Genomic DNA, 23,298 nt, shown 5'->3' with positions numbered 1-23,298 from the left:
GAGTGCTCTTGAGGGGTTGTGATGACGTCTGCATCCCTGCCCACACGGCTCGAGGCCGTTCTTTATTTGAAGGGCAGACCCGTCAGTGTCGGCGAACTGGCTGAGCTGGCAGGAACCGAGCGTCGCGACGTGGAGGAAGCGCTCGTAGCTCTCACCGCCTCCTACGCCCAGCGAGACAGTGCACTGGAGATCGTTGAGCAGAGCGGTCGCTACGGCCTGCAGCTGAGGCCGGGCATGGGCGATCTCGTGAAAGACCTGCTGCCGGTGAATCTCTCCACCGCAACGTTGCGAACCCTCGCAACCATTGCCCTGAAGAAGCGGATTCTCCAATCCGATCTCGTGGATCTGCGTGGATCGGGTGCCTATGACCACATCAAGGAACTGGTGGCGCAGGAGTTCATCGAACGCCGCCGTCAAAGTGAAGGCCGCTCCTACTGGATCACCCTCACCGAAAAATTCCATCGCACCTTCTCAGTGCTTCCTGATCTCGGTGCAACCGATCTGACAGAAGCTGCATAAAGTCGGAGGAGATCAGCCCTCGTCATGGAATCTCTTCCCGTCACCCTGCTGCAGGTGCTGTCCCAGACCCTGCAGATTTACTCCCTGGTCTTGATCGTTCGGGTTCTGCTGAGCTGGTTCCCCAACCTCGACTGGGGCAACCCGGTGCTGAGCAGCGTCAGTGCGATCACCGATCCCTACCTCAACGCTTTCCGGGGACTAATTCCGCCCCTGGGAGGAATCGATCTTTCCGCCATCCTGGCGTTCCTGGCCTTGAATCTGCTTCAGAGCCTGGTGGGGCAGTCCATCAGTGCTTTTTACATGTCGGGATCAACCTGGTAAAGAATCCAGATTGATACCCCGTTCAAGCGGCAGCAGATCGTCGTCGTCGGCATCGACGCGGGTTCGAACTGGCGCTTTGAAACCACGCGCCCGGGCATTTTTAATCTCGAACGGTCCTGGCGTTCCGGCAGGAACCGAAATACGCAACGCAAACTGGGATTGACCGGGGTTCACATCGCCGATCGATCCCACCCGGGTTCTGTTTGGAAGCACAGGTTCACCACTGGCGTCCAGGATTCGTGCGTAAACGTCGGTGTCGACAACGCTGTCCCGGCTGCTGTTCTCAACGTCACCCGTCAGCACATAGCAGCTGGCACCCACCGGACGGCTCAAGTCGGGCTGATTACCGGGGTCCTGTTCACTGCAGGGATCCAAACGAACCCCACTGAGTTGCAGTTCAGCGGCATCACAGGGCAGCGCCAGTCCCAGCAGCAGCGGCAGGCTCAAAAGAAGCGTAAAAAAACGACGAAACATCGGGCAGATCAACGTTGGTCACCGCTGCCGCCGATGCGCCCACGGGCAGCTCGGCTCGACAGTTTTTGAAGATTGGCTTCTGCCACATCGTTCAGGTCATAACCCATTTCGCTGGCCAGCTGAGCCACGTACCAGAGCACATCGCCCAGTTCCAACTTGATCGCTTCGCGGGTCTCAACATCAAAGACACCCTGACGATCGCGAATCACCTTCTTGACCTTGTCGGCAACCTCGCCAGCTTCTCCCGTCAAACCGAGGGTCGGATAGATCGGATTACAGCCCACATCCGGGTAGGCAGCCGTCTTTCGAGCAGCGTCCTGATAGGAATTCATCTCCATGGGGCCCGTTAGGAAACGCCCGGATGGTAGTTTCCGCAAGGATTTTCAGCCACGATATGGGCCAGTTCGACCTGAACCGACGGACCAAGATCGTGGCCACCATCGGACCAGCCACTGAGAGTCCAGAGCGCATCAAGGAACTTGTGAGGGCTGGCGCGACGACGTTCAGGCTGAATTTCTCCCACGGAGACCACAGCGAACACGCCGCACGCATCGCCACCATTCGTCAGGTGTCTGAAGAATTGGGGCAGACCATCGGCATCCTCCAGGACCTTCAGGGTCCAAAAATCAGGCTGGGGCGATTCGCTGAGGGGCCGATCACCCTGGCCAACGGGGATCCGTTCACGCTCACCTCACGACCGGTGAGCTGCGACAAAACCATCGCAACGGTGACCTACGACAAACTGGCCGACGAAGTCACCGCCGGGAGCAGGATTCTTCTCGACGACGGCCGTGTCGAGATGAAGGTCGATGCCGTCGACAAAGCGGAGCAGACCCTGCATTGCACCGTCACCGTTGGCGGTGTTCTTTCGAACAACAAGGGCGTCAACTTCCCCGACGTTCAGCTTTCCGTCCGTGCCCTGACCGACAAGGACAAGACTGATCTGGCTTTCGGTCTCAGTCAGGGGGTGGACTGGGTTGCCCTCAGCTTCGTGCGCAACCCCTCCGACATGGAGGAAATCCGCGGGCTGATCCGTGACCACGGTCATGAAACCCCTGTCGTGGCAAAGATCGAGAAATTTGAGGCCATCGATCAGATCGATTCCATTCTTCCGCTCTGCGACGGCGTAATGGTGGCCCGTGGTGACCTGGGAGTGGAGATGCCGGCGGAGGAAGTTCCTTTGCTGCAGAAGGAACTCATCCGCAAGGCCAACAGCCTGGGCATTCCGATCATCACGGCGACCCAGATGCTGGATTCAATGGCCTCCAGCCCCCGGCCGACCCGTGCCGAAGTTAGCGATGTAGCTAACGCCATCCTTGATGGCACCGACGCTGTGATGCTGTCCAACGAGACCGCTGTGGGGGATTTCCCCGTGGAAGCCGTGCAGACCATGGCCACCATCGCCCAACGGATCGAGAAGGACTATCCCCAGCGCTCGATCGACAGCCACTTACCCAGCACAATTCCCAACGCATTGAGTGGTGCGGTCAGCACTATCGCCAGCCAACTCAACGCATCGGCGATTGTTCCCCTCACCAAAAGTGGCGCAACGGCACGCAACGTCAGCAAGTTCCGACCGGCGGCGCCGATCCTGGCCATCACACCTGATCGCACCGTTGCCTGTCGCCTTCAGCTGGTGTGGGGGGTCACCCCCCTTGTCATCCCTCAGGGAGAACGCACCACGCAGACCTTTCACGCGGCCATGGTTAAAGCCAGGGAGCTGAATCTGCTCAAGGAGGGAGATCTCGTCATTCAGTCCGCAGGCACCCATGCAGGGGTCTCTGGATCCACTGATCTGGTCAAAGTGAGCATCGTGAGCAACGAAGCTGAGGCGACACTGCTCTGAACGACAACACACCATGAACCGGCGCATGCCCGCCACTGAAACGGTGCGGATGGCCCTGTCCACCCTGCGGAGCAACCGACTTCGCAGCCTGCTCACCATGGTGGGCATCGTGATCGGAAACGCCTCGGTGATCACCCTGGTGGGCGTTGGACGTGGTGCTCAGGGGCTGGCTGAAGAGCAGCTGACCAATCTCGGCGCCAACGTCTTGTTTGTGGTTCCGGGCAACAACAACACCCGTCGCCAGGGAGTAACGCGTCCGAAGACCCTCGTGCTTGAAGACGCAGAAGCCATCGCGGAACAAGTCCCCAGCGTCAAGCGGGTGGCGCCCCAAATCAACAGCAACCAGGTGGTTCAGGCCGGGGCGCGCAGTGCCACAAGTTCGATCTACGGCGTCACACCGGAGTTTGTGCCGGTTCGCAGCTTTGAGGTTGCGAAGGGACGTTTCATCAGTTCCCAGGACGAATCAGGCGCTCGAGCTGTTGCGGTTTTGGGCTCTGATCTGCGGACCAAACTGTTTCCAACCGGTGCGGCGATCGGTCAGCAGGTTCGGATTGGCAATCAGGCGTTCAAGGTTGTCGGTGTGATGGCCCCGAAAGGAGCCGTGTTCGGGAGCAACCAGGATGAAAATGCCTATATCCCTCTCTCAACAATGGTGAGCCGGATCACCGGTCGGGATCCCATTTACGGCGTCAGCCTCACCTTCATCAGTGTTGAAGCAAGGGATGAACAAAGCACGGGCGCAGCCAAGTTCCAGATCACCAATCTGCTGAGACAGCGTCACCGGATTCTTCGGGATGACGATTTCGCGGTGCGTTCCCAGAAGGATGCCCTCACCATCGTCGGCACCATCACCGGAGGCCTCACTCTGATGCTCGCTGCCATCGGAGGGATCTCTCTCCTGGTAGGCGGCATCGGGATCATGAACATCATGCTGGTCTCCGTGAGCGAGCGCACCGAGGAGATCGGTCTGCGCAAGGCCTTGGGAGCCCGCAGCAGCGATGTGCTGCAGCAGTTTCTTGTGGAGTCGCTGGTGCTCGCCAGCCTGGGCGGTGCCATCGGCACCTTGGTTGGACTGGGAACAGTGAGCCTTGTGGCTGCATTCACACCACTCCCGGCCGCAATCGGCGCGACAACAGTTGTTGTCACGGTGGGACTCTCAGGATCCATCGGACTGTTCTTCGGCGTCGTTCCCGCCCGTAGAGCCGCCAAGCTCGACCCGATTGTTGCCCTGAGAAGCCTCTAAAGAAGGCCCCGAAATCCAGTCCATCTCCTTTACACTAGTTAACGATTTCTTTTGGCTCATGAATCAGCGCTGGCGCCTTCTTGCCCTCTGGCTTCTGCCGATCGGCGTCGTTTTGCTGATTGGTTGGCAGGTGGTCAGCAACGGAGGCATCAATAGCCTCAGCCAAGACAGCAATGGCACAACTGTTGCTCCACGCAATGCAGCGGTGGCCCGCATGAGCTATGGCCGCTTCCTCGACTACGTCGAAGCAGGTCGTGTGACAGCCGTTGATATCTATGACGGCGGCCGCAACGCTGTTGTGGAAGCCGTCGATCCAGACCTCGACAACAGAGTTCAGAGACTTCGCGTTGACCTCCCAGGCCTTGCTCCGGAGCTGATCAACACACTCAAAACTGAAGGCATCAGCTTCGATATCCATCCCCCTCGCACGGCACCACCTGCCCTTGGCGTGCTGGGCAATCTCCTGTTCCCACTTTTGCTGATTGGTGCGCTGATTTTTCTGGCTCGCCGCAACAGCAACATGCCAGGCGGCCCTGGTCAAGCCATGCAATTTGGCAAGAGCAAGGCGAAGTTCATGATGGAAGCCGAAACTGGCGTGATGTTTGACGACGTCGCAGGCGTCACAGAAGCCAAGCAGGAACTCGAAGAGGTCGTCACCTTCCTCAAGCAGCCCGAGCGATTTACTTCCGTGGGTGCTCAGATCCCGCGTGGCCTGCTGCTGGTCGGCCCTCCTGGAACAGGCAAAACACTTCTCGCCAAAGCCATTGCAGGTGAAGCAGGGGTTCCGTTCTTTGCTCTTTCGGGCTCTGAGTTTGTTGAGATGTTTGTTGGTGTTGGTGCCAGCCGTGTCCGTGACTTGTTCAAAAAGGCCAAAGAAAACAGCCCTTGCTTGATCTTTATCGATGAAATCGATGCCGTTGGCCGTCAGCGCGGTGCGGGAATCGGTGGAGGCAACGACGAGCGCGAGCAGACGCTAAACCAGCTCCTGACGGAGATGGATGGTTTTGAAGGAAATAGCGGAATCATCATCATTGCGGCGACCAACCGTCCCGACGTACTCGATTCAGCGTTAATGCGACCCGGTCGTTTTGATCGCCAGGTGACCGTTGATGCTCCTGACATCAAAGGACGTCTTGCCATCCTCGATGTTCACTGCCGCAACAAAAAGCTTGACACAGAGCTCTCTCTAGAAAGCATTGCCCGACGGACTCCAGGTTTCACCGGTGCTGACCTGGCCAACCTGATGAACGAGGCAGCCATCCTCACCGCCCGCCGCAGGAAGGACTCCATCGGTCTGAGTGAGATCGACGACGCAGTCGACCGCATCATCGCCGGCATGGAAGGACGTCCCCTTACCGACGGTCGCAGCAAGCGTCTGATCGCTTACCACGAGGTTGGTCACGCCCTGATCGGAACGCTGGTTAAGGATCACGACCCTGTTCAGAAGGTCACCCTGGTTCCTCGTGGTCAAGCCCAAGGTCTCACCTGGTTCTCGCCGGATGAGGAGCAAACCCTTGTCACCCGTGCACAGCTCAAGGCGAGGATCATGGGTGCTCTTGGCGGTCGGGCAGCCGAAGACGTTGTTTTCGGTCACCAAGAAGTCACCACTGGAGCCGGTGGCGACATCCAGCAGGTGGCTTCGATGGCCAGGAACATGGTGACCCGGCTAGGCATGAGTGATCTTGGACCTGTTGCCCTTGAGGGTGGTGGTCAGGAAGTCTTTCTAGGCAGGGATTTGATGTCTCGTAGCGAAATCTCCGAGTCGATTTCCCAGCAGATCGATATCCAGGTGCGCGACATGGTTAAGCGCTGTTATGACGAAACCGTGGAGATCGTGGCTTCCAATCGTGAAGCTATTGACCGCCTGGTGGAATTGCTGATTGAGAAGGAAACCATGAATGGTGATGAGTTCAAGGCTGTTGTCGCTGAATTCACCGCTGTTCCTGAAAAAGACCGCACCGTCGTCACCCTGGACTGAGTCCAAGATCCAACAACCAAAAGCCCCCGCCTTACTCAGGCGGGGGCTTTTTTTATGGGTTCGATTTGTTCTTGCGTCGACGACAGCGATCGGAACAGTAGACAACGTCATCCCAACAATTTCTCCAGGCCTTACGCCACTCAAATGGTCGGGCGCATACCGGGCAAATCTTGCTGGGACGGTTGTTTTTTAAACCTCCGTTTTTGGATCCACCCCGCTTCAAGCGACAGCCTGAACGGGGCGCTTGTCGATTACCGAATCAATCAAGCCGTAGTTCACCGCTTCGGTAGGGGACATGAAGAAATCACGGTCCGTGTCGTGCTGAATACGGTCCAGCGGTTGACCTGTGCGATCAGCGAGCTCCTGATTGAGTCGATCCTTCAGGAAGAGAATTTCATCAGCCTGGATCCGAATGTCACTCGCCTGTCCCTGTGCACCACCCAAGGGCTGGTGAATCATGATTCGGGAATGCTGAAGGCTGCTGCGCTTGCCCTTGGTGCCGGCACAGAGAAGAAAGGCACCCATGCTGGCGGCAAGGCCTACACAAACGGTGTGCACATCCGGTTTGATGTGCTGCATGGTGTCGAAGATGCCGAGGCCGTCGTAAACCGAGCCTCCAGGTGAGTTGATATAGAGGTAGATATCTTTTTCAGGATCCTCAGCTTCGAGGAACAACATCTGAGCAACGATCCGATTGGCAGAGTCACTCGTGACTGCTTCACCAAGGAAGATGATCCGCTCGCGCAGAAGTCGGGAATAAATGTCAAAGGCCCTTTCCCCCCGGCCGGACTCCTCAATCACAATCGGGATCATTTGAGCTTGAGCAGGGTCGGACAATCCTAACGGCGATGTCTGCGGCGCTAGGGTTCCGGCCATTCATTCATGGACTGCACGTTGGCCGAAAGTCAGACCATCGCGGACAGCAAACGGTCGTTTCATCAGTCCTTTCCCCACGTCATCGCGCCGCTGTATCGCCGGCTCGCTGACGAGTTGCTGGTGGAGCTACACCTGCTGAGCCATCAGAGTCGCTTTGAAGCCAATGAGCTCTTCAGCGTCGGACTCTGCACCGTGTTCGACACTTTTACGAAGGGATATCGGCCGGAAGCCCAGACAGAAGGGTTGTTCAGCGCCCTCTGTAGCAGCAATGGCTTTGACGCTGCAGCCCTGCGTAAGACCAGCACAATGCTGATTGATGAGGCCAAAGGCAAAGATCTAGACAGCATCAAGACCTGGCTGTCCTCCAAACGTCTCCCCGATGGCGGCCACTATTCGCGATTGATGGCAGTAGGCCTGATGCGCCTGCTTGAGGCTGCCGGAGTGGATGGCACCAGCCCTGACAGTCAGGCCCTGGGCGAACAGTGCAAGGAACTCGCCGAAAGCCTCGGCTTACCCGCAGATCGTGTCGAGAAAGATCTGTCGCTGTTTGGAACAAACAGGGAACGGATGGACCAGGCGGTTGACCTGGTGCAAGAAACCATTGCAGCAGAAAAGCGGAAAAAGGAGCGCCGTCTAGCGGAACAGGCTCAGGGCAGTGACAGCTGAAGCCGCAGCCATCCGGGCTGTCGCTCTTTAGGCAGTGCTGTCATCTCAAGTTCCAGCTGAGATGCGTTGCGAATCACACTGGGCCAGCCCGGTCCAAGCCAGCCCAGCCGAACCAATTCATTGGGTCGGCCTCGGAGACGAAGACGTTGTTGACCATGGCGTTTCAGAGGGCCCTGATCAAGAGTCGGTGCTTCGCCCAGGCCAAGCAGCACCTCAACCCGTCCCTGCATCTCAGAACCAATCGACCATCCACCGCTGGGATCACCCTGGGGATCAAGCCAGACATCGGCAAAACGGTTGGAGCTTGGCCCCTTGGGCATCAGCAGTGGGCGTTGCTCACGTTGGAATCCCCGCCGCAACAATGCTGTTGAAACAGCATCAAGGCTGGCCTTGAGTTGGCCGATTTGATCAGCAGGAACCATCAACCTGGCTTGAACGGAGGCGCGAAAGCGACCATCGTTCAAGCCATCCACGCGCAGAACGACAGGAGCAGCGAGCAGAACATCACGAAGCTCCTGAGGGAGTCCATAACGGCTGGTCAGCTGCTCAGCGATCAAAGGGTTGTTCAGAAATGATCCGAGCAGTGGCTGCAAAGCAACGCTGTTCAGCTGGAGATAACTCAAGGAGGAATCGAACCGAACACGCTTGGTTCGACCACGAGCCTGTCGATCCTTTAGGGAGACAAAGGGTCTGGAGGCGACAGGCCCCTCAGCCATGAGCCGATCTCCCCGAAGCACAACACGCAGGCAGCCATGAGACGCACCTGCCAAGGAGGGGAACAGGGGCCCACTGATCGACGCCAACCCTGAGGGTTGCCACTGAACAGCCGTTGCGCTGGTGAGACGCTTCAGGCAGTTCTGCTCCAGTGGCGACGGTGTACGTGACTCAAGCGCGGGGAGTTGATCAAAGCTGATGCGATGCAGCTCATCAGCAAAAAGAAGATCCAGAGAAGACGGATCCGATGAGCTCGGGAGAGCAAGAACGGGTTCACCGTCATCCAGCCAGATCAGCCACCAAACAGCACGTCCGAGGCGTTTCCAACGATCAAGAGCAGCATCAGGAGAAAGCCGCTTCTGCCAAATCAGGGGTACAGGAGACGTTGGATCAGCTTCAAAACTCTGAACAAGCCGAGCGCTTCTTGTGATCTCGAACAGCTCTGCTGTTCCTCGGCGATTCAGAGCAGGCGTGAGGTTGGACGCGCTGAGCAGCAGGCTAGGAACAACAAGAATCAGACCCAGCAGTAGAGCCGTGCACGGAAAGGCAACCAGCTGCCTTCGGATGGAACCAATCAGGATGATGATTTGGTTGGACCCTTGCGGCGTCGGCGGTCTCTCCATTCGATCGTTGAGAGGTAGATCACCGCAACGCTGACGAAGCCAAGAAGCACTGCTGCCGTGACCGCCAGGGTCTGGCTAAGAAGTGGTGCGTCTTGAAGCACAGATTCGATCAGAAGTTCAGGGTTCCGTCACCGTTGCGTCCCCAGACGACCATGGCGATAGAGAAACTGAACATGGCGGCCAAGGAAGCCCAACCCAGAGTGAACAACATGCGCTTGACCGCTTGATTGTCGAGATCCTACCTAGGGTCAAGCATGATTTCGTACTGCCGGAGGCAACTGTCATGACCAGCTCCAGCCCCGGTTCCTCTGCAGTGATGGAGCCCCAGGAGACGACCCAGCGCTATCCCCAAGCTCGCGTCATCGTGTTGAACGACGATGTCAACACCTTTCAGCATGTGGTGGATTGCCTGCGCAAGATCATTCCTGGCATGAGTGAGGACAATGCCTGGAACCTTGCGAACAAGATTGATCGACAGGGTTCAGCTGAGGTTTGGTGTGGCCCCCTAGAGCAAGCCGAGCTCTACCACCAGCAGTTGCAGGCCGAGGGACTCACCATGGCCCCAATAGAACGCTGTTGATCTAGGCAGCTGGTTTGCGGCTGGCCTTGGTCAACCGGAGTCGATCATCAATCTGCAGACGCTGTAACCGTTCATCCATCACAAAACGAACCACACGGCCAGGGCAGAGGGCCAGACCCCGTACTTCCGTTCCGTGCACCTCTGCGGTGAGCATGCGGGCCTGAGGGCCGCACGCATCTTCCAGTGGGCCGCGAATCACGAGGCGAAGAGCGTCAACTGATTTCAGCATCACAGCTCCGGAGCGCTCTCTCTGGCATAGCCAAAGTGGCTAGCTTTCACCAGTTCTCAGGTTTTCATTCAGCTTTGGGCCGGGTTGTCATCACCCACAGCACCTATGTGCAGGGATTGATCCCATGGCTGAAGGCGCTGGCTCAGGAGACGAATATTCAAACGATTACCCCTGCTGTGATCTGCAGGGTCCGTGGGAGATGTCCCGATCTTCAGCTACGGGTGTCGACGCAAATCCATGGGGGGTACAAGCTGGTCGCGCGCAAAGGAAGCTCAGCCCAAGAGGTTTTTGTCGTGACATCCATGAGTCGACCTGACCTGGAGAGGGCTATATTGCATCACCGCCCCTGAGGTGGTTCTTGCTCGAAGCCTGCAGCTCGACAGGACTCTGGATGGCCCTCCGCAAAGTCGGGATCACCAGCGCAGAGCGCAGCCCAGTCGGATCGCTTGAAGCACTGGGGAAGAATCGCTCGGCAAGCAATTTCAGCGTCATCAGTCAGAAAGGTGACGGCGCTCACCCTGGGGCTGCTGGAAAGGTCGAAGCACGACATTCCGGCTGTCACCATGAACACGGCGGCAAAAGTATGGATGGTTGACATTCAGGTGACAGTGAAGACTTAATTAATCAAGAGAATTTGGATAAAAAGAGACTAGATCTTAACTTTCATAATCCTGAGAAGATCAATCCAGCCTCAAGCTTTTGATTCCGGGGACGTTAACTTGAATTCTAAAAACAAGGCTTCGGCACCTGCATAATCCTTCTTTTCCCGCAGATAAAAAACCTGAGCCTTCCACCAATCCCAGGTTTCCATTTGAATCAACTCATCGAGCCGAGGATCGCGCATCACAGCACTGCAACCATCCAGACCTTAAAGACGGCTAAGTGATTGACAAGCCATGTTCACATAGCAGTAAGCATCATCGACTACACATCACCTCACAGGTAGCCTTCGAAAACTCCAAAGATCTCCCATGCCCCTTGAAATTGCAGTCAGGCAAGGACCACAAAGCAGCGAGAGCATTGGAGTCTTCGACGATCTTGAAGATGCGCTAACCGAATTCAACGAACTGATCAACCGTCGAAACTGGCATCAGAATGTGACCACCATCTCGCTCACCGATACAGAAAAAAACAAATGCCTCGCCCAATATGCACTCCAAGATTTCAACCATTCCGAAGGCTAGATCACGAAAAGCTTGATTGAATCAACCATTACACCTTCGCTTGAACATTGTTTAGTGCAGCCTCGACGCAAAGAATTTAGACTCCACAAGAGCTAACGATTACAGAGTGAACGGCAAGACCCTGGTCATTTGCATCGGCACATTCTTCATTTTGTTCTTTCTTGCAGAGTCTTGGATGATGAGAGGATTACCCCACTAACAAGAACATCCCTCCTCACCCAAAGTCAGACAACAAAACCAACAAGACAATCAGTTAGAAGCCCAAAAACTTATTCACCGAAGACAGCATTACAAAAAATAGCCTTCGCAATCAAGCGCATTCAAGTTATTAATGAAATACACAAGAGCCATTTCTCACAATTTATCGAGAAATTCCTCACGCCAGGCAGAGGTTGAAGAGGGTGAACCGCCATGCCGTGCGAGCCCCAGTGATCGACCTGGAAGAACCAGAAGGGGCGACAAAGTGGGGCTTCGTTTCCGGCTGCATGGCCGGTCTACGTCACCATCACGACAGTCTCCCCAAGTCGAAAGAGAGTCAGATCAGAGCACTAAAGAAAGGCCGTCACCAACACAGCAGTTCATCCACAACACTAATCGGGACTCTCGCTCTGGAGAGGCCAGATCCTGCGAATGGCCGCCAGTGCTAAGTCGGCCTCATCGCGCCGCTTCAGAACCGTGTCGCCCTCGAGAAGCAGCGTCACATGCCCCAACTTGCGACCCGGTGTCTCCGGCGACTTGCCGTACCAGTGCAGATGAAGACCCTGTATGGCCTCAAGCGCCTGAAGCCGCTGATCCAAAGGGGCATGGCGGGCTGGATCCAGGCCCAGCAGGTTGACCATCAAGGCACCGCAGCTGCTCAGCTCTGGCTCCGGCACGGGGAGGCCGGCAGCGATGCAGAGCTGCTGATCAAACTGACTGCTGGTGCAAGCCTCGATGGAGAAATGGCCTGAATTGTGGGTGCGAGGGGCAATTTCATTCACTTGCAGACCTGCTGGCCCGTAAAAGAATTCCAAAGCCAGCACGCCGACGTAACTGAGCTTCGTCATCAGCGATGCCGCAACGTTGTAGGCCAAAGCCGCCACCGACGGGTCCACCGGCGCAGGTGCCAGAACCCAGTCACAGACTTGTTGATGCTGGTGGGTTTGCACCAGTGGGAAGTGGCGGATCCTTCCTTTTTGATCTCGGCTGACAACGAGAGCCAGCTCCAGCTCGTAATCCACCCACGATTCCAGGAGCCAGTCGTCTGCTGTGACGGCCCGCAACAACTGCGCAAGGTCATCGATATCGCGCAGCACCACCGTGCCCTTGCCGTCGTATCCCCCACGGGACGCCTTCGCCATCACAGGAAAGGTCCAACCCTGGGGAAGAGCAGGTTGGGCCGGAGAAATCAAACTGAGCGGACACCAGGGTGAACTGGGAATCGCCAGGTCGTCGAGCAGCTGACGCTGCGAGAGTTTGTCGACAAGTGGCGACAGAGCGGCCAACGACGGGCGGAAGCGAACCCCCTGCTGCTCAAGCGGAAGAAGGGCGTCGATGTTGACCCACTCGTTCTCGAAGGTGACACCGTCACAACCCACCACCAGTTCACGGGTTCCAGCCACGTCCCGGGGATCCGCCTCAACATGACGCGCCGCCAAGCCGGCGGCAGGATCCGCTGCATTGGAGGTTTGCACCGCGATCGGAACCTCTCGTTGCGTGGCGGCCTGCACAAGCATCCGTGCCAGCTGACCACCTCCCACAACACCGATCATCGTGTCCGAGCCGTCTCCCGCAGCTTGCCACCTAGCGGGGCCGATGACAGCGTCAAATCAACGGACGATCGCCGGCAAAGGCCAGACGAATCATCGTGAATAGAAGGACCACTAGGAACAGGGCCAAGCCCAAGGTGCAGGCGTAGCTGATCTCCAATTCAGCAAAGGCCTGGTCGTAGACGTAATACACGATGGTTCGCGTGGCATCGGCCGGACCTCCCTGGGTCATCAGAAACACCTCCTCAAAAACCTTCGTGGCAGCAATCGACGACACGACAGCAACCAGGGTCACGTAGGGGCCCATCAAGGGCAAGGTGATGTCGAGATGCTTTCTCCAGCCCTCGCTGCCATCCAACTCAGCTGCCTCGTAGAGCTCCTTGGGGATGCCCTGGAGACCCGCCAGAAAGATGACCATGTAGTAGCCGAGACCCTTCCAGAGGGTCACCAACATCACCGCTGGAAGCGCTAGCTGCGGGGTTGTGAGAAAACCGATCGGGCTAAAGGCATCTCCGAGCAGCACGCTCAACCATCCGTTGATCAGACCGTTCTCGGCATAAAGCCAGCGAAAGGCAATCGCAGCAACCACGATTGACACCAGCACGGGGGTGTAAAAGGCACCCCGCAGCAAGGAACGTCCTGGCAAACCCTGGTTGACCAGAACAGCTAGCGCCAATGCCCCCAGAACGATTGGGGGCACAACACCGATCAGATACAGAAATGTGGTGACCAGCACCTGACGCGCCATGGGATCCGACACCAACCGCTGAAGATTGGCCAGGCCCACGAATCGCAGCGGTTCACTGACGTCCAGCCCCGTGGCGGTGAAACTCATCACCAGAGCCATCAACGCCGGCAGCAGCACCGACAGGCTGATCAGGATCACCGCCGGCAGGAGAAATGCCCAGGCCGAAAGGGAGTTGCGCACTGCTCTCTCGCGCACTGAACCAGCGACACTGTTGCGAGAGTAGGTGGGTTCCAACGGTTTCATGACCACAATCACCCCGTTGCATCACATCCGCGTTGCGCTGGAGCGCAATCCCTACGACGTTGTGATCGGTGCCGGCAGCCTGGCCAGCCTCGGCCAGCAGATGCTGGACGCGGGGGTCCAACCCGGTCGGCGTGTGCTGGTGGTGAGCAACCCGGATGTCGCAACGCCCTATGGAGACGGCTGCCTGAACAGCCTCAAGGATGCAGGCTTCAGCACTGAACTTCTGGTGATCGACGCCGGCGAACACCAGAAAACCCCAGCAACGGTGGCATCAATTCACGATGCCGCTTACGGCGCCAAGCTCGAACGCAGCTCGCTGATGGTGGCCCTCGGCGGCGGCGTTGTCGGAGACATGACCGGTTTTGCGGCAGCCACCTGGCTGCGGGGCATTCAGGTTGTGCAGGTTCCAACCACCCTGCTGGCGATGGTGGATGCATCCATCGGTGGCAAGACCGGCGTCAACCATCCCCGCGGCAAGAACCTGATCGGAGCCTTTCACCAGCCGCGCCTGGTGCTGATCGATCCTTCAACCCTCAACACCCTTCCCGAACGGGAATTCCGTGCCGGCATGGCGGAGGTGATCAAATACGGAATTCTCGGAGATACGGAATTGTTTGATGAGCTGGAGGCCTGCAATGACCCGAGCACGCCCTCGGGGCTTGGAGCCGAGCGCTTGAGCTCAATCCTGGGTCGATCCGCTGCTGCAAAGGCACGAGTGGTGGAGGCTGATGAACGGGAAGGAGGTTTGCGAGCAATCCTGAATTACGGCCATACCTTCGGCCACGTGGTTGAAACACTGTGCGGCTACGGCACCTGGCTGCATGGAGAAGCAGTCGCCATCGGAATGGTGGCGGTGGGCGAACTCGCCGTGCTGCGGAATAGCTGGAGTCGCGAAGACGCGGATCGGCAACGCCGGGCAATCGAAAGAGCGGGCCTGCCAACTGCCTGGCCCGATCTCTCCGCAGAAGCCGTACTGAACAGCTTGCAGGGCGACAAAAAGGTGCGCGATGGTCGATTGCGCTTCGTGCTGCCCACCAGCATCGGATCGGTTGAGATCCGTGATGACGTCAGTCGCGAGGAGATTCTGAGCTGTTTGAAGCGGCTGCAAAGCTGAAGCCCCCCTCCGGCACACCGCGCAGATAAGAGAGCCAGCGGAACGCACCCAGGCCTGCGGGGTCAACCAGACGCAGCAGGCTTTCCCGGCGCTGCAGGGCTTCCGCCAGCTGTTGGCCTGGCAACTGCTGAAGCGCATGAAGTCGTTGCGCCAGACCCAGCGCCAGGAGGGCCTCCCCCTGCTTGGTCTGATCCCCCACCGCCCAGCCGCTGCACTCGGCAGCCGCATGAACCAGCTCGATGCAGAGGTGGGCCGTCAGGTCCTGCTCGCCGGGCTGATGCAACGGCGACAGGCCCGCCGCTTGGGCTCGAACAGCCATGAGGGTGCCCTCCGAGCGCCGAGCCGTGTAGTAGCGATGGGCTTCCAGGGCGTAATCAATCACGAGGAGTACTCCTGCATCCAAAGCGGCGCCCACCGTGGCGAACCAATCGGGCAGTGCACTGTTCCACTCCGTGGTCCAACCCTCCTCTGCATCGGGGGGAGGCAGCTGGATGCCGTGATTGATGCACACACGCTTGATCTCGTCCTGCAATGCAACTGGCAGGGGCCGATGGGTCGTCCGCAGCCCATGGGTTTGATCAAGTTCAACCCACTCCTGTTGGAGTGATCCATCAAGCCACACCAATCGCTCTACCGGGAGGGCATCCAGCAACTCATGGGCGATCACCACCCCACGCACCGGATCACTCCGCAGCTGCTCAAGGGAGCACCACCGCACCGACAAACCATCCACCTGCTGCAGCAAAGCCTGTTGCCGCTGACGCATGCCGGGGTTGACCTCCACCAACACCATCTCGATATGAGGCAGTAGCGCTGAGTCGGAACAGCGAAGTTGGGCGATTAGATCATGGGCAAGATGGCCTTCCCCAGGCCCGATTTCCACAATCGAAAGGCGCTGATCAGAATCCGTTCTGGACAGCGAAGCGAGCCAGGTCAGGAGTTGGGGCGCCAGCAGGGCAGCGAAGTCGCTGCCCAGGGATGGAGACGTGACGAAATCACCCTGGGTTCCGATGCGGGCACGGCCTGCTCCGTAGTAGCCATGCTCTTGCTCGTTGAGAGCCAGATCCATGAACCGGGAAAACGGAACGGCACCCCCCGCCTGTTGCAGATGCGTTGCCAACCAGTCGGGACAGGCCGCAGCCATCGGTTTCATTGGAGAGAATGCCGGTCACTGCAGCAGTTCCATGGGAACACATCGCATCCAACATCTGTGGAGCTTCGTCGTGGTGGCTCTGGTCAGCCTGGGTGTTCTGGTGACTCCCGCTGATGCCTACGACAACCCCGAGCTGCTGCCAGATCACCCCACCCCGGTGATCGACCTCGCCAAGGTTTTCAGTGATACCCAAAGGGCCCAGTTGGAGGCATCCCTTGGTGATGTGGAAGAGCGAACTGGCTGGAAAATGCGAGTGTTGACGCAGTACGAACGCACGCCAGGACTAGCCATTCGCGAGTTCTGGGGGCTGGATGAAAGCAGCCTGCTGCTGGTGGCAGACCCACGGGGGGGGAATCTGCTGAACTTCAACGTCGGCGATGCCTACTTCGCGATGATGCCGCGCACCTACTGGGTCGAACTGCAGACCCGTTACGGCAACCAGTACTACGTAAAGGAGCACGGTGAAGACGGAGCTGTGCTCGACGCGCTCAATGCTGTGGAGATCTGTCTTGACCGGGGCGGCTGTCAGGTCGTGCCAGGACTTCCGCAAGAACAGTGGCTGTGGACGCTAACCACATCGGTTTTTGGAGGCTTAATTGCAGGCTTTGCGGCCTACCCCCGCAAGGACGATGAAACGATTGCCTGGGGCTGGATGCTTTTGCTGTCACCACTTTGGGTGATGTTGTTTGGCGTCTTCGGAATCGCGCCCGTCATCACCAGAACATCTGAATATTTGCCCATTCTGAGAAACACCGTTGGCTTCCTCGGTGGCGGCATTGCTGCCTATCTGATCGCCCAGGTGACAGTGGGGCGTCGCCTACAGAGCGACACAGAAGGTTGAAGAGAATTAATGCCCCTCAGAGCTGGGTTGCGCAAGCGATGCGCGACCCGGTGCAGATCGAAGGAGGGGCAACGAGGGCCTGACGCTTCAGATCGCGGAGGCGTCGGAGCTCAGCAAGATTCACGTCGTAAAACGAGCGCAGCCGCGCATATTTTTTGACGGGCTGGCCGTAGTAGCTCCGACCAGCAAGGGTGGGAAATGACGCCCATTCAGGAGCCAGCTTGGCAGCGAGGATTGGGCTGAGGACGCCGCTGTCGGTCAGAACAAGGGCTTTACGGCGCTGAATCAAAAACAAAGCTCCCTGATCTTGTGCCTCAGGACCAAACCCCCGTACACCGATGCTGCGTTGGACCAGATTCCAGGTGAACGGCATGAACTGGTAGGCCCCGGCAGCCGCACTGGCGTAGCGGGAGCTGTAGATCACGCGATTGGGATGACGGTCGAGAGAGGGCATCAAGCCACCACCGAACATCACCCGATAGCCAACATCCAGACCACCTTTCCAGGTGCCTTCAGCGAAGCGAATCGTGTTGAGCATTGCCCGACGTTCGGGCGTAATCACGTAGGGAATTGCCAGGCTGGGCTGGACTTCGGGGGTGTGAACCAACTGCGCCCGCGAGGCAGGGGGCAGCAAGCTGGCTTGAGCGGGCAGAACGGAACAAACGGCAGGCAGAACTCCGACGATCACGGCCGCTGAAAGCGTCTGACGACCGATGAATGCAGAGATAGCCATAAAAAGCGTTCAAAGAGCATGCCCTCAAAAGAGGACGAGAAGCACATCAGAAGCGGATGAGGTGCTCAGGCGGAAAAAATTTCCACTCGCGGTGACTTTGTCGAACCAAAGGTTCAAAGCAATAGGTATATATGCCAGTCAAACAATTGGACAAGTCATCAGCGTGGGCGCGAATTGGCGCGCCAAAGATTGTTTTAACGCTGAAAATTAAAAATGCTTTCAACCCAGCTCACCAGTGCCAAAGCGGCTTCATGAGCCCCTAATGCAGAAAGAGGTGCCTCCGTGGGCGCCAACAAAGGCTGGTCCAACTGCCATGCCCCTGCGTCCAGCTCCAGCCGGCTGAGGAATCGGTGCTGACCGTGCCGTTGCAGGCCATCCATCAGCACAGACGCTTCAGCAAATCCGCTGCGCGCAACCACGTGAAGCCCAACACCCTGGGCCATCGCCTCACAAAAGCTGCTAAATCCCGGCTTCCCCAGAGAACGGGCACAGCGGCCGAGCACATCGACAGGACGCACACCCTCCGGCAGAACTGTGAGATTGGGGAGTTCAGCCAGCTCAGGCTGTTGCGAGGCCGTGGCTGAGGCCGGAATGAGGAAATGGTGGTTGGGCCAAAGCTGAAACAGATCACTGCGAAGGGACAGACCGATGCCACCGAACCCAACAAGAACCACTGGAACGTGGAGGGCATCCAAGCAAGCCTCCAGATCCGCCGGAATGGGCCGCGGCGCGGCACACACCAACCCGAGTCTGCTGTCGGGTAAGCCCCAGTTCATGGGTAGATCAAACGGACAACGAAGCAGCAGATCACCGCAGCGATAGGCCTCAGCTGCATCCTCAGCAGCCCGTTGAAACGCAGGTCCCAAGGGTGCATAGATGTCATCCCATCCAAAATTGCTCATCCAGACAAGGGGTGCCCTCAGCCGCTGCGCCAAGGCGGCGGCGGCCGGGGGAATGTCGCCGAAGATGAGCACTGGCTGCTCCTGTGCCGCCAACCAGCCGGCTTCGGCCTCAATCAAGGCCGGCAACCTTTGCTCGAGCAGATCCAAGGCGGTGAGCGTGGCCGCATGATTCACACCGAGAGCATCCGCTTGCACCATGCCCACATCCCACTGACAGGAACGTTGCTGAATGGACGAATCCCCCAGCAGACGCTTCAGCACAGGGGGGGGGAGACCCGAACTGATGACCAGAGTCCACTCGGGCCGCAGGCGTCGAAGCGCCTGCAGCACTGCCGCATCCCGAGCCGCGTGGCCAAAGCCATGGCTGCTGCTGCAGGTGTAGATCAGCACGACGAGGGAGCATCCATCGGCAACTGCTCCTGATGGATCAACTCAGCGTCTGAGGTGTACCAACGATGGGCCAGCTGAGTCAGTTGGGAGCCCTGGAATTCAGCCCAGGAAAGATGCATAAGCGGCCGATCATTCCCATCAAGCCCGGAGCGCGGCACGCAGGCAGCATTGATCAGTGCCGTTCCGTGGCGGTGGCGCAGCAGGTTCTGCCGGAGCCCGGAGCCCCGTTTGAGGGCATGGTGCATGTGGCCGAAAATCACCAGATCTGCAGGTCGATTCCGCGCCATGCGATCCAAGGCGAGGGCAAGATCCTGATCACCCCAGTCAAGAGCTGGCGTTTTCCAATCCCGACCACACGGACTGGCTGCATCCGAGCCCAGCCCCGTGGGACCGCAATGGGCCATCACGATCAAGGGCTGATCGGCGGGGACACCTGCCGCGGCCTGAACGATCCGATCGGCGGACGCCTCAAGCGACACCGGTCCGTACACCGCCTCCACGGCATTTGAGAGATGAAAACCACCTCCAGCACTACAGGGACGTGCACCGACAATCGTCAAGGGGAGCTCCGGCCATTGGATGGCCCGCCAAGCACAGTGAAGATCACCGAGTACAGCCAGTTGCTGCTCAAGGATGCCGCCACTGCGATCCCGCCCACGATCGTGATTCCCCAGGATCACGGCCACGGGAAACGGAAGACGCGTGATCCTGCGCGTCAGACGCAGGTCGCCATCGGAGAGATCACCAACGAAGAGAACAGCATCGGGCTTGAGGATCTGCAGAAGCTGCTCATCCGCATCGCCCCAGGCGCCATGCAGATCACCAGCAATGGCAAGTCGCAGGTGCGTCAGAGCGGATGCCTAGGCTGTGTTCATCCTGCCCCGAACCGGTCCTGATGAGCGCTGACACCGCCCTTGTTGCGGCGATCAACCGGCTTCGCGAAGACCGCAATGCCGTGATCCTGGCGCATTACTACCAGGAACCGGAGATTCAAGACATCGCCGATTTCGTTGGCGACTCACTGGAACTATCACGACAAGCTGCCAGCACCGATGCAGATGTAATCGTGTTCTGCGGTGTGCATTTCATGGCAGAGACCGCCAAGATTCTCAGCCCAGAAAAAACGGTGGTTCTGCCGGATTTGGATGCTGGTTGCTCCCTGGCAGATGACTGCCCAGCAGACGACTTCGCCCGGTTTCGTTCGAATCACCCCGATCACTTCGTGGTGAGTTACATCAACTGCACGGCAGCAGTGAAAGCGCAGAGCGATCTGATCTGCACCAGCAGCAATGCCGTCGATCTGGTCAATCAACTGCCACGGGATCAGTCGGTTCTGTTCGCACCAGATCAAAACCTGGGGCGCTGGGTGCAGCAACAGAGCGGTCGCGAGCTGACCCTCTGGCCTGGACGCTGCATCGTCCACGAAACATTCAGCGAAGAAGCCGTGCTTGCGCTCAAGCACGAACATCCCTCGGCGGAAGTTATTGCCCACCCTGAATGCCAGCAGAACCTGCTGGACCTGGCGGACTTCATTGGTTCCACCAGCAAACTCTTGAACTACACAGAACAAAGTGCCTCAGACAGTTTCATCGTTCTGACGGAACCGGGGATCCTGCATCAGATGCAGCAACGGGTGCCCGAGAAGACGCTGCTCGACGTCCCTGGGCTGGATGGCTGCAGCTGCAATGCCTGCCCTTACATGCGGCTCAACACCCTTGAAAAACTGAAGGCCTGCCTGGAAACCCTCACGCCTGCAATCGACATGGATGAAACCTTGCGCCTGAAGGCCCTGAAACCCATGCAGCGCATGCTTGAGATGAGCCGGTGAAACCGGATCAGGCGACCATCAAAGGTTTTCAGCAATGGTGTGCACTGGGCACGGCGGTGCTCCTCGCAGCCTGCTCAACCATGAGCAAGCAAGAGAGGAAGGCGTTCCTCTGTGAGGAATGGGCACGAGGCACAAAAAATATGGATCAACTCAAGGCGACCTACTCCATCGCCACCGGCAAGCAGTTGAAACTCCGATCTGGCGGACCACGGACTGGAGTCACCTACATCGACGGTGATCTCAAGCAGCTTGCCCGAGAGGTTGACACAGCCTGCGACGTCCAATCCATGGGATTGGAATAGATTTTCGAGCCCTAAAACATTGTGTTGAGGAGCGTCCTGTGAGCCGTGTATGGGGCATCGACGTCTTGGCCGGTCTGGCTCTCGTCGCGGGGGGTTCGAGCCTGAAGGTGGCTGCACAACCCTGGAATCAACCAATCCCTCAACCCGCTACGGAATCCACACCACAAACAATTGAATTGGCCGACCAACTCAATACGGTTGGCGCCAAGTTTTTTGGGGCGCATTGGTGCCCAGCCTGCAAGGAGCAGATGAAACTCTTCGGCAAACATGCCGGAGGAAGACTGAATTACGTGGAGTGCGGTCTGCCCGACAAGTATCCAAAGCAGGTGAGCCAATGCCGGGATGCCGGAATTCAATCGATACCTACCTGGACACGACCTGGATCAGCGCGGCTCGAGGGTGTTCAGTCGATCAACACCCTCGAACGCTGGAGTGGTCTGAAACCACTCCAACAGAATTGATTACTTCTTACGGCAATAACCAGCGCCAACATTCATCCATCCGGAAGGGCAGGCTTCACCGTTGGTGGGCATCATCTCGTAATAGATCGGTGACACACAGGTGGTGCCCAAGGTGTTGACGTAACCCAAAGGGCATTGGTTGTGACCTTGCGCTTTCGGAATCTTCTTCTGGGCCAGGGCGGAACTGGGAACAGCCAAAGCCGAGGCAAAGAGAGCGGCAACGAGCAGTTTCATCGCGATGACAACAACGCGATCAAGCTACGGGGCTTTCAGACTGTCTGCAGCGATCAGCAGCTGGGCTTGATCGAACGCACTCCCGAAGGGTTGTACTGCCGAGCAGCAAAGGCCTGGGTCGACCCATGGCGCCCAGTCCCTAGGGCTCTGATCACCCACGCCCATGCCGATCATGCAAGGCCCGGATGCGGAGAGTATTGGGCTGTGGCGTCCAGTGAAGGGGTTCTTCGCCAGAGGCTCGGACAAGACATCACGCTTCACCCGGTGGCCTATGGCGAAGAACACTGGCTGGGGCAATGCAAGGTGTCGTTTCACAGTGCCGGACACGTGCTCGGCTCAGCGCAGATCCGCCTGGAATCCGAGGGTGAAGTGTGGCTGGTCAGCGGTGATTACAAGCGCGATGACGACCCCAGCTGCGATCCCTTTGAACCGGTGCGCTGCGATGTGCTGATCACCGAAGCAACCTTCGGGATGCCGATCTATCGCTGGCAGAGCGGTGCCGAGGTAGCCCAGGACATCCATGCCTGGTGGACCAGTGATCGCAGCAGGCCATCACTGCTGTTCTGCTACGCCTTCGGCAAGGCCCAACGCTTGCTGGCCGAACTCAAGGCCATTGGCGTGGAGGAGGAAGTGCTGCTGCACGGCGCCGTGGAGACCGTGACCCGTCACTACCGCGAGGTGGGGGTTCCGATGACCCCCAGTCGTCCCGTCAGTGAACTGCCCCGCAAGGATCCTCTCCATGGGCGATTGATCCTGGCGCCGCCATCGGCCCATCGCTCCAGCTGGATGCGCCGCTTCAAGTCACCCCAAACCGCCTTTGCCTCCGGTTGGATGGCCGTGCGCGGAGCCCGGAGACGCCGGGGTTACGAGCGAGGGTTCGTGCTCAGTGACCATGCCGACTGGCCTGGATTGCTCCAGACCGTTCGCGACAGCGGAGCCCGCAAGGTGTACGTCACCCATGGGCAGAGCGACGTTCTGGCCCGTTACCTCCGGGAGGTGGAGGGTGTGGATGCGGAAGCGCTGGAGACCCTGTTTGAAGGGGAAGCGGACTAAAACTTGGCGATGCCGTCAGGCAGCTCGGGAAGGTTCAGGTTCGCTTCACGGCCTTCGATCGCGGCATTGAGCGACTCGATCATCATGGCGTTGCCGCTGTCTTTAACGGCCTCAAGCGCCTTCTGAAGACGACGACGACGGTCGGAAGGATCATCCGAGGTGCCAGAGCCGTCCACGGGGGTCACGACAGCCGTGGCTGAGGCGCTAGCGCGCACGTTGCTGAGTTGTTGCGCCAGGTTGTCCCAGAGGAGTGCCATCCGGCTGATTCAAGAAGCTGTCGCTCAGATCAACACAG

The 23,298-nt window shown here is 58.2% G+C and carries 32 protein-coding genes and 1 other RNA gene; 15 read left to right on the top strand and 18 right to left on the bottom strand.

Features of this window, described 5'->3' with window-relative positions; all coding sequences use genetic code 11:
- The first annotated feature begins 21 nt into the window (after positions 1 to 21).
- Together scpB and DXY29_RS00745 are read left to right on the top strand one after the other, a co-directional pair.
- Positions 22 to 519, top strand: a complete 498-nt coding sequence (gene scpB, locus DXY29_RS00750) for an SMC-Scp complex subunit ScpB (protein ID WP_115022019.1) — start codon at positions 22 to 24, stop codon at positions 517 to 519.
- A 24-nt stretch (positions 520 to 543) separates the two neighbouring features.
- Positions 544 to 840 (top strand): YggT family protein, encoded by a 297-nt coding sequence (locus DXY29_RS00745; protein ID WP_115022017.1) that lies wholly within the window; start codon positions 544 to 546, stop codon positions 838 to 840.
- Here the strand turns inward: DXY29_RS00745 and DXY29_RS00740 are convergent.
- A complete protein-coding gene (locus tag DXY29_RS00740; RefSeq protein ID WP_115022016.1) occupies positions 829 to 1,314 on the bottom strand; it encodes a hypothetical protein in 486 nt (161 codons plus the stop codon). The genes DXY29_RS00745 and DXY29_RS00740 overlap by 12 nt on opposite strands.
- An 8-nt stretch (positions 1,315 to 1,322) precedes the next feature.
- On the bottom strand, positions 1,323 to 1,652 hold the full coding sequence (locus DXY29_RS00735; RefSeq protein WP_115022009.1) for a nucleoside triphosphate pyrophosphohydrolase family protein: 330 nt from the start codon (positions 1,650 to 1,652) through the stop codon (positions 1,323 to 1,325).
- Between the two features lie 56 nt (positions 1,653 to 1,708).
- Between DXY29_RS00735 and pyk the strand changes: the two genes are divergently transcribed.
- From pyk to ftsH, 3 genes are read left to right on the top strand one after another with little or no spacing between them, the layout of a single operon-like run.
- Positions 1,709 to 3,160 carry a pyruvate kinase gene (gene pyk / locus DXY29_RS00730; RefSeq protein WP_115022007.1) on the top strand — a complete coding sequence of 484 codons (1,452 nt, stop codon included), beginning with the start codon at positions 1,709 to 1,711 and terminating at the stop codon, positions 3,158 to 3,160.
- Between the two features lie 13 nt (positions 3,161 to 3,173).
- On the top strand, positions 3,174 to 4,403 hold the full coding sequence (locus DXY29_RS00725) for an ABC transporter permease (protein WP_115022005.1): 1,230 nt from the start codon (positions 3,174 to 3,176) through the stop codon (positions 4,401 to 4,403).
- Positions 4,404 to 4,461: 58 nt separating this feature from the next.
- Positions 4,462 to 6,381, top strand: a complete 1,920-nt coding sequence (gene ftsH / locus DXY29_RS00720; RefSeq protein ID WP_115022002.1) for an ATP-dependent zinc metalloprotease FtsH — start codon at positions 4,462 to 4,464, stop codon at positions 6,379 to 6,381.
- A gap of 52 nt (positions 6,382 to 6,433) precedes the next feature.
- Here ftsH and DXY29_RS00715 read toward each other — a convergent pair whose 3' ends face one another.
- Positions 6,434 to 6,604: a DUF2256 domain-containing protein gene (locus DXY29_RS00715; RefSeq protein WP_115022000.1), complete on the bottom strand. Its 171-nt coding sequence runs from the start codon at positions 6,602 to 6,604 to the stop codon at positions 6,434 to 6,436.
- A complete protein-coding gene (clpP, locus tag DXY29_RS00710; RefSeq protein ID WP_255617924.1) occupies positions 6,601 to 7,257 on the bottom strand; it encodes an ATP-dependent Clp endopeptidase proteolytic subunit ClpP in 657 nt (218 codons plus the stop codon). Before clpP ends, DXY29_RS00715 begins: the two co-directional genes overlap by 4 nt.
- Positions 7,258 to 7,275: 18 nt before the next feature.
- Here clpP and psb29 point away from each other — a divergent pair, with 18 nt between their 5' ends.
- Positions 7,276 to 7,923, top strand: a complete 648-nt coding sequence (gene psb29 / locus DXY29_RS00705; RefSeq protein WP_115022127.1) for a photosystem II biogenesis protein Psp29 — start codon at positions 7,276 to 7,278, stop codon at positions 7,921 to 7,923.
- On the opposite strand, the gene DXY29_RS00700 is transcribed toward psb29, so the two are convergent.
- Both DXY29_RS00700 and petN read right to left on the bottom strand, forming a co-directional pair.
- Positions 7,905 to 9,260, bottom strand: a complete 1,356-nt coding sequence (locus DXY29_RS00700; protein WP_115021996.1) for a hypothetical protein — start codon at positions 9,258 to 9,260, stop codon at positions 7,905 to 7,907. The genes psb29 and DXY29_RS00700 overlap by 19 nt on opposite strands.
- Before the next feature lie 109 nt (positions 9,261 to 9,369).
- Positions 9,370 to 9,471 carry a cytochrome b6-f complex subunit PetN gene (petN, locus tag DXY29_RS00695; protein ID WP_011364412.1) on the bottom strand — a complete coding sequence of 34 codons (102 nt, stop codon included), beginning with the start codon at positions 9,469 to 9,471 and terminating at the stop codon, positions 9,370 to 9,372.
- Positions 9,472 to 9,543: 72 nt separating this feature from the next.
- Here petN and clpS point away from each other — a divergent pair, with 72 nt between their 5' ends.
- Positions 9,544 to 9,840 carry an ATP-dependent Clp protease adapter ClpS gene (clpS, locus tag DXY29_RS00690; RefSeq protein ID WP_115021994.1) on the top strand — a complete coding sequence of 99 codons (297 nt, stop codon included), beginning with the start codon at positions 9,544 to 9,546 and terminating at the stop codon, positions 9,838 to 9,840.
- Between the two features lies 1 nt (position 9,841).
- On the opposite strand, the gene DXY29_RS00685 is transcribed toward clpS, so the two are convergent.
- Positions 9,842 to 10,069 (bottom strand): hypothetical protein, encoded by a 228-nt coding sequence (locus tag DXY29_RS00685; protein WP_115021992.1) that lies wholly within the window; start codon positions 10,067 to 10,069, stop codon positions 9,842 to 9,844.
- Positions 10,070 to 10,143: 74 nt separating this feature from the next.
- Here DXY29_RS00685 and DXY29_RS00680 point away from each other — a divergent pair, with 74 nt between their 5' ends.
- Positions 10,144 to 10,419 carry a DUF2103 domain-containing protein gene (locus DXY29_RS00680; RefSeq protein ID WP_115021990.1) on the top strand — a complete coding sequence of 92 codons (276 nt, stop codon included), beginning with the start codon at positions 10,144 to 10,146 and terminating at the stop codon, positions 10,417 to 10,419.
- On the opposite strand, the gene DXY29_RS00675 is transcribed toward DXY29_RS00680, so the two are convergent.
- Positions 10,407 to 10,634 carry a hypothetical protein gene (locus tag DXY29_RS00675; RefSeq protein ID WP_136987694.1) on the bottom strand — a complete coding sequence of 76 codons (228 nt, stop codon included), beginning with the start codon at positions 10,632 to 10,634 and terminating at the stop codon, positions 10,407 to 10,409. The two genes, DXY29_RS00680 and DXY29_RS00675, sit on opposite strands and share 13 nt — an antisense overlap.
- A gap of 126 nt (positions 10,635 to 10,760) precedes the next feature.
- The gene (locus DXY29_RS13255; RefSeq protein WP_170952069.1) at positions 10,761 to 10,913 is read right to left on the bottom strand and encodes a hypothetical protein; all 153 of its coding nucleotides are present in this window, start codon (positions 10,911 to 10,913) and stop codon (positions 10,761 to 10,763) included.
- Between the two features lie 127 nt (positions 10,914 to 11,040).
- Between DXY29_RS13255 and DXY29_RS00670 the strand changes: the two genes are divergently transcribed.
- Positions 11,041 to 11,253: a hypothetical protein gene (locus DXY29_RS00670; RefSeq protein ID WP_115021987.1), complete on the top strand. Its 213-nt coding sequence runs from the start codon at positions 11,041 to 11,043 to the stop codon at positions 11,251 to 11,253.
- A gap of 399 nt (positions 11,254 to 11,652) precedes the next feature.
- Here the strand turns inward: DXY29_RS00670 and ssrS are convergent.
- The 3 genes from ssrS to DXY29_RS00655 form a co-directional block, all read right to left on the bottom strand.
- Positions 11,653 to 11,836, bottom strand: a non-coding RNA gene (gene ssrS / locus DXY29_RS00665) — 6S RNA.
- Positions 11,837 to 11,843: 7 nt separating this feature from the next.
- On the bottom strand, positions 11,844 to 13,004 hold the full coding sequence (locus tag DXY29_RS00660) for a 5-(carboxyamino)imidazole ribonucleotide synthase (RefSeq protein ID WP_115021985.1): 1,161 nt from the start codon (positions 13,002 to 13,004) through the stop codon (positions 11,844 to 11,846).
- A gap of 52 nt (positions 13,005 to 13,056) precedes the next feature.
- Positions 13,057 to 13,929 (bottom strand): carbohydrate ABC transporter permease, encoded by an 873-nt coding sequence (locus tag DXY29_RS00655; RefSeq protein ID WP_170952073.1) that lies wholly within the window; start codon positions 13,927 to 13,929, stop codon positions 13,057 to 13,059.
- Between the two features lie 61 nt (positions 13,930 to 13,990).
- On the opposite strand from DXY29_RS00655, the gene aroB reads away from it, so the two are divergent.
- Positions 13,991 to 15,106 carry a 3-dehydroquinate synthase gene (gene aroB, locus DXY29_RS00650; protein ID WP_115021981.1) on the top strand — a complete coding sequence of 372 codons (1,116 nt, stop codon included), beginning with the start codon at positions 13,991 to 13,993 and terminating at the stop codon, positions 15,104 to 15,106.
- Here the strand turns inward: aroB and DXY29_RS00645 are convergent.
- Positions 15,060 to 16,250: a class I SAM-dependent methyltransferase gene (locus DXY29_RS00645; RefSeq protein ID WP_244279262.1), complete on the bottom strand. Its 1,191-nt coding sequence runs from the start codon at positions 16,248 to 16,250 to the stop codon at positions 15,060 to 15,062. The two genes, aroB and DXY29_RS00645, sit on opposite strands and share 47 nt — an antisense overlap.
- A gap of 40 nt (positions 16,251 to 16,290) precedes the next feature.
- On the opposite strand from DXY29_RS00645, the gene DXY29_RS00640 reads away from it, so the two are divergent.
- Positions 16,291 to 17,100: a TPM domain-containing protein gene (locus tag DXY29_RS00640; RefSeq protein ID WP_115021980.1), complete on the top strand. Its 810-nt coding sequence runs from the start codon at positions 16,291 to 16,293 to the stop codon at positions 17,098 to 17,100.
- Positions 17,101 to 17,116: 16 nt separating this feature from the next.
- On the opposite strand, the gene DXY29_RS00635 is transcribed toward DXY29_RS00640, so the two are convergent.
- The 3 genes from DXY29_RS00635 to DXY29_RS00625 all read right to left on the bottom strand — a co-directional run bounded on the left by DXY29_RS00635 (position 17,117) and on the right by DXY29_RS00625 (position 19,907).
- The gene (locus tag DXY29_RS00635) at positions 17,117 to 17,833 is read right to left on the bottom strand and encodes a glycoside hydrolase family 104 protein (protein WP_115021978.1); all 717 of its coding nucleotides are present in this window, start codon (positions 17,831 to 17,833) and stop codon (positions 17,117 to 17,119) included.
- Between the two features lie 194 nt (positions 17,834 to 18,027).
- The gene (locus DXY29_RS00630) at positions 18,028 to 19,125 is read right to left on the bottom strand and encodes a hypothetical protein (RefSeq protein WP_115021975.1); all 1,098 of its coding nucleotides are present in this window, start codon (positions 19,123 to 19,125) and stop codon (positions 18,028 to 18,030) included.
- The gene (locus tag DXY29_RS00625; RefSeq protein ID WP_371411052.1) at positions 19,119 to 19,907 is read right to left on the bottom strand and encodes a TIGR04168 family protein; all 789 of its coding nucleotides are present in this window, start codon (positions 19,905 to 19,907) and stop codon (positions 19,119 to 19,121) included. The genes DXY29_RS00630 and DXY29_RS00625 overlap by 7 nt, the downstream gene beginning before the upstream one ends.
- 113 nt (positions 19,908 to 20,020) lie before the next feature.
- Between DXY29_RS00625 and nadA the strand changes: the two genes are divergently transcribed.
- From nadA to DXY29_RS00610, 3 genes are read left to right on the top strand one after another with little or no spacing between them, the layout of a single operon-like run.
- Entirely contained in the window at positions 20,021 to 20,953 is a 933-nt protein-coding gene (gene nadA, locus DXY29_RS00620; protein WP_244279261.1) for a quinolinate synthase NadA, read from the top strand.
- Positions 20,950 to 21,255, top strand: coding sequence for a hypothetical protein (locus DXY29_RS00615; protein ID WP_244279260.1), 306 nt, complete (start codon positions 20,950 to 20,952; stop codon positions 21,253 to 21,255). Before nadA ends, DXY29_RS00615 begins: the two co-directional genes overlap by 4 nt.
- A gap of 38 nt (positions 21,256 to 21,293) precedes the next feature.
- Positions 21,294 to 21,716, top strand: a complete 423-nt coding sequence (locus DXY29_RS00610) for a hypothetical protein (protein WP_115021969.1) — start codon at positions 21,294 to 21,296, stop codon at positions 21,714 to 21,716.
- On the opposite strand, the gene DXY29_RS00605 is transcribed toward DXY29_RS00610, so the two are convergent.
- The gene (locus DXY29_RS00605; protein WP_115021967.1) at positions 21,717 to 21,950 is read right to left on the bottom strand and encodes a hypothetical protein; all 234 of its coding nucleotides are present in this window, start codon (positions 21,948 to 21,950) and stop codon (positions 21,717 to 21,719) included.
- A gap of 66 nt (positions 21,951 to 22,016) precedes the next feature.
- Between DXY29_RS00605 and DXY29_RS00600 the strand changes: the two genes are divergently transcribed.
- Positions 22,017 to 23,003: a ligase-associated DNA damage response exonuclease gene (locus DXY29_RS00600; RefSeq protein WP_115021965.1), complete on the top strand. Its 987-nt coding sequence runs from the start codon at positions 22,017 to 22,019 to the stop codon at positions 23,001 to 23,003.
- Here DXY29_RS00600 and DXY29_RS00595 read toward each other — a convergent pair.
- A complete protein-coding gene (locus tag DXY29_RS00595) occupies positions 23,000 to 23,260 on the bottom strand; it encodes a hypothetical protein (RefSeq protein ID WP_115021963.1) in 261 nt (86 codons plus the stop codon). The two genes, DXY29_RS00600 and DXY29_RS00595, sit on opposite strands and share 4 nt — an antisense overlap.
- Between the last annotated feature and the right edge of the window lie 38 nt (positions 23,261 to 23,298).

Source organism: Synechococcus sp. UW69 (assembly GCF_900474185.1).
Taxonomy (GTDB): Bacteria; Cyanobacteriota; Cyanobacteriia; order PCC-6307; family Cyanobiaceae; genus Parasynechococcus.
Note: the sequence above shows the minus strand (reverse complement) of the source record. Positions and strands in the feature narration are given on the sequence as shown.

What these genes read in the sequence shown, in the direction of transcription:
- scpB (WP_115022019.1), top strand. Translation starts at nt 22, where the DNA reads ATGACGTCTGCATCCCTGCCCACACGGCTCGAGGCCGTTCTTTATTTG.
- DXY29_RS00745 (WP_115022017.1), top strand. Translation starts at nt 544, where the DNA reads ATGGAATCTCTTCCCGTCACCCTGCTGCAGGTGCTGTCCCAGACCCTG.
- DXY29_RS00740 (WP_115022016.1), bottom strand. Translation starts at nt 1,314, where the DNA reads ATGTTTCGTCGTTTTTTTACGCTTCTTTTGAGCCTGCCGCTGCTGCTG.
- DXY29_RS00735 (WP_115022009.1), bottom strand. Translation starts at nt 1,652, where the DNA reads ATGGAGATGAATTCCTATCAGGACGCTGCTCGAAAGACGGCTGCCTAC.
- pyk (WP_115022007.1), top strand. Translation starts at nt 1,709, where the DNA reads ATGGGCCAGTTCGACCTGAACCGACGGACCAAGATCGTGGCCACCATC.
- DXY29_RS00725 (WP_115022005.1), top strand. Translation starts at nt 3,174, where the DNA reads ATGAACCGGCGCATGCCCGCCACTGAAACGGTGCGGATGGCCCTGTCC.
- ftsH (WP_115022002.1), top strand. Translation starts at nt 4,462, where the DNA reads ATGAATCAGCGCTGGCGCCTTCTTGCCCTCTGGCTTCTGCCGATCGGC.
- clpP (WP_255617924.1), bottom strand. Translation starts at nt 7,257, where the DNA reads ATGGCCGGAACCCTAGCGCCGCAGACATCGCCGTTAGGATTGTCCGAC.
- DXY29_RS00700 (WP_115021996.1), bottom strand. Translation starts at nt 9,260, where the DNA reads ATGGAGAGACCGCCGACGCCGCAAGGGTCCAACCAAATCATCATCCTG.
- petN (WP_011364412.1), bottom strand. Translation starts at nt 9,471, where the DNA reads ATGTTGTTCACTCTGGGTTGGGCTTCCTTGGCCGCCATGTTCAGTTTC.
- clpS (WP_115021994.1), top strand. Translation starts at nt 9,544, where the DNA reads ATGACCAGCTCCAGCCCCGGTTCCTCTGCAGTGATGGAGCCCCAGGAG.
- DXY29_RS00685 (WP_115021992.1), bottom strand. Translation starts at nt 10,069, where the DNA reads ATGCTGAAATCAGTTGACGCTCTTCGCCTCGTGATTCGCGGCCCACTG.
- DXY29_RS00675 (WP_136987694.1), bottom strand. Translation starts at nt 10,634, where the DNA reads ATGGTGACAGCCGGAATGTCGTGCTTCGACCTTTCCAGCAGCCCCAGG.
- DXY29_RS13255 (WP_170952069.1), bottom strand. Translation starts at nt 10,913, where the DNA reads ATGCGCGATCCTCGGCTCGATGAGTTGATTCAAATGGAAACCTGGGAT.
- DXY29_RS00670 (WP_115021987.1), top strand. Translation starts at nt 11,041, where the DNA reads ATGCCCCTTGAAATTGCAGTCAGGCAAGGACCACAAAGCAGCGAGAGC.
- DXY29_RS00660 (WP_115021985.1), bottom strand. Translation starts at nt 13,004, where the DNA reads ATGATCGGTGTTGTGGGAGGTGGTCAGCTGGCACGGATGCTTGTGCAG.
- aroB (WP_115021981.1), top strand. Translation starts at nt 13,991, where the DNA reads ATGACCACAATCACCCCGTTGCATCACATCCGCGTTGCGCTGGAGCGC.
- DXY29_RS00645 (WP_244279262.1), bottom strand. Translation starts at nt 16,250, where the DNA reads ATGGCTGCGGCCTGTCCCGACTGGTTGGCAACGCATCTGCAACAGGCG.
- DXY29_RS00640 (WP_115021980.1), top strand. Translation starts at nt 16,291, where the DNA reads ATGGGAACACATCGCATCCAACATCTGTGGAGCTTCGTCGTGGTGGCT.
- DXY29_RS00635 (WP_115021978.1), bottom strand. Translation starts at nt 17,833, where the DNA reads ATGGCTATCTCTGCATTCATCGGTCGTCAGACGCTTTCAGCGGCCGTG.
- nadA (WP_244279261.1), top strand. Translation starts at nt 20,021, where the DNA reads ATGAGCGCTGACACCGCCCTTGTTGCGGCGATCAACCGGCTTCGCGAA.
- DXY29_RS00605 (WP_115021967.1), bottom strand. Translation starts at nt 21,950, where the DNA reads ATGAAACTGCTCGTTGCCGCTCTCTTTGCCTCGGCTTTGGCTGTTCCC.
- DXY29_RS00595 (WP_115021963.1), bottom strand. Translation starts at nt 23,260, where the DNA reads ATGGCACTCCTCTGGGACAACCTGGCGCAACAACTCAGCAACGTGCGC.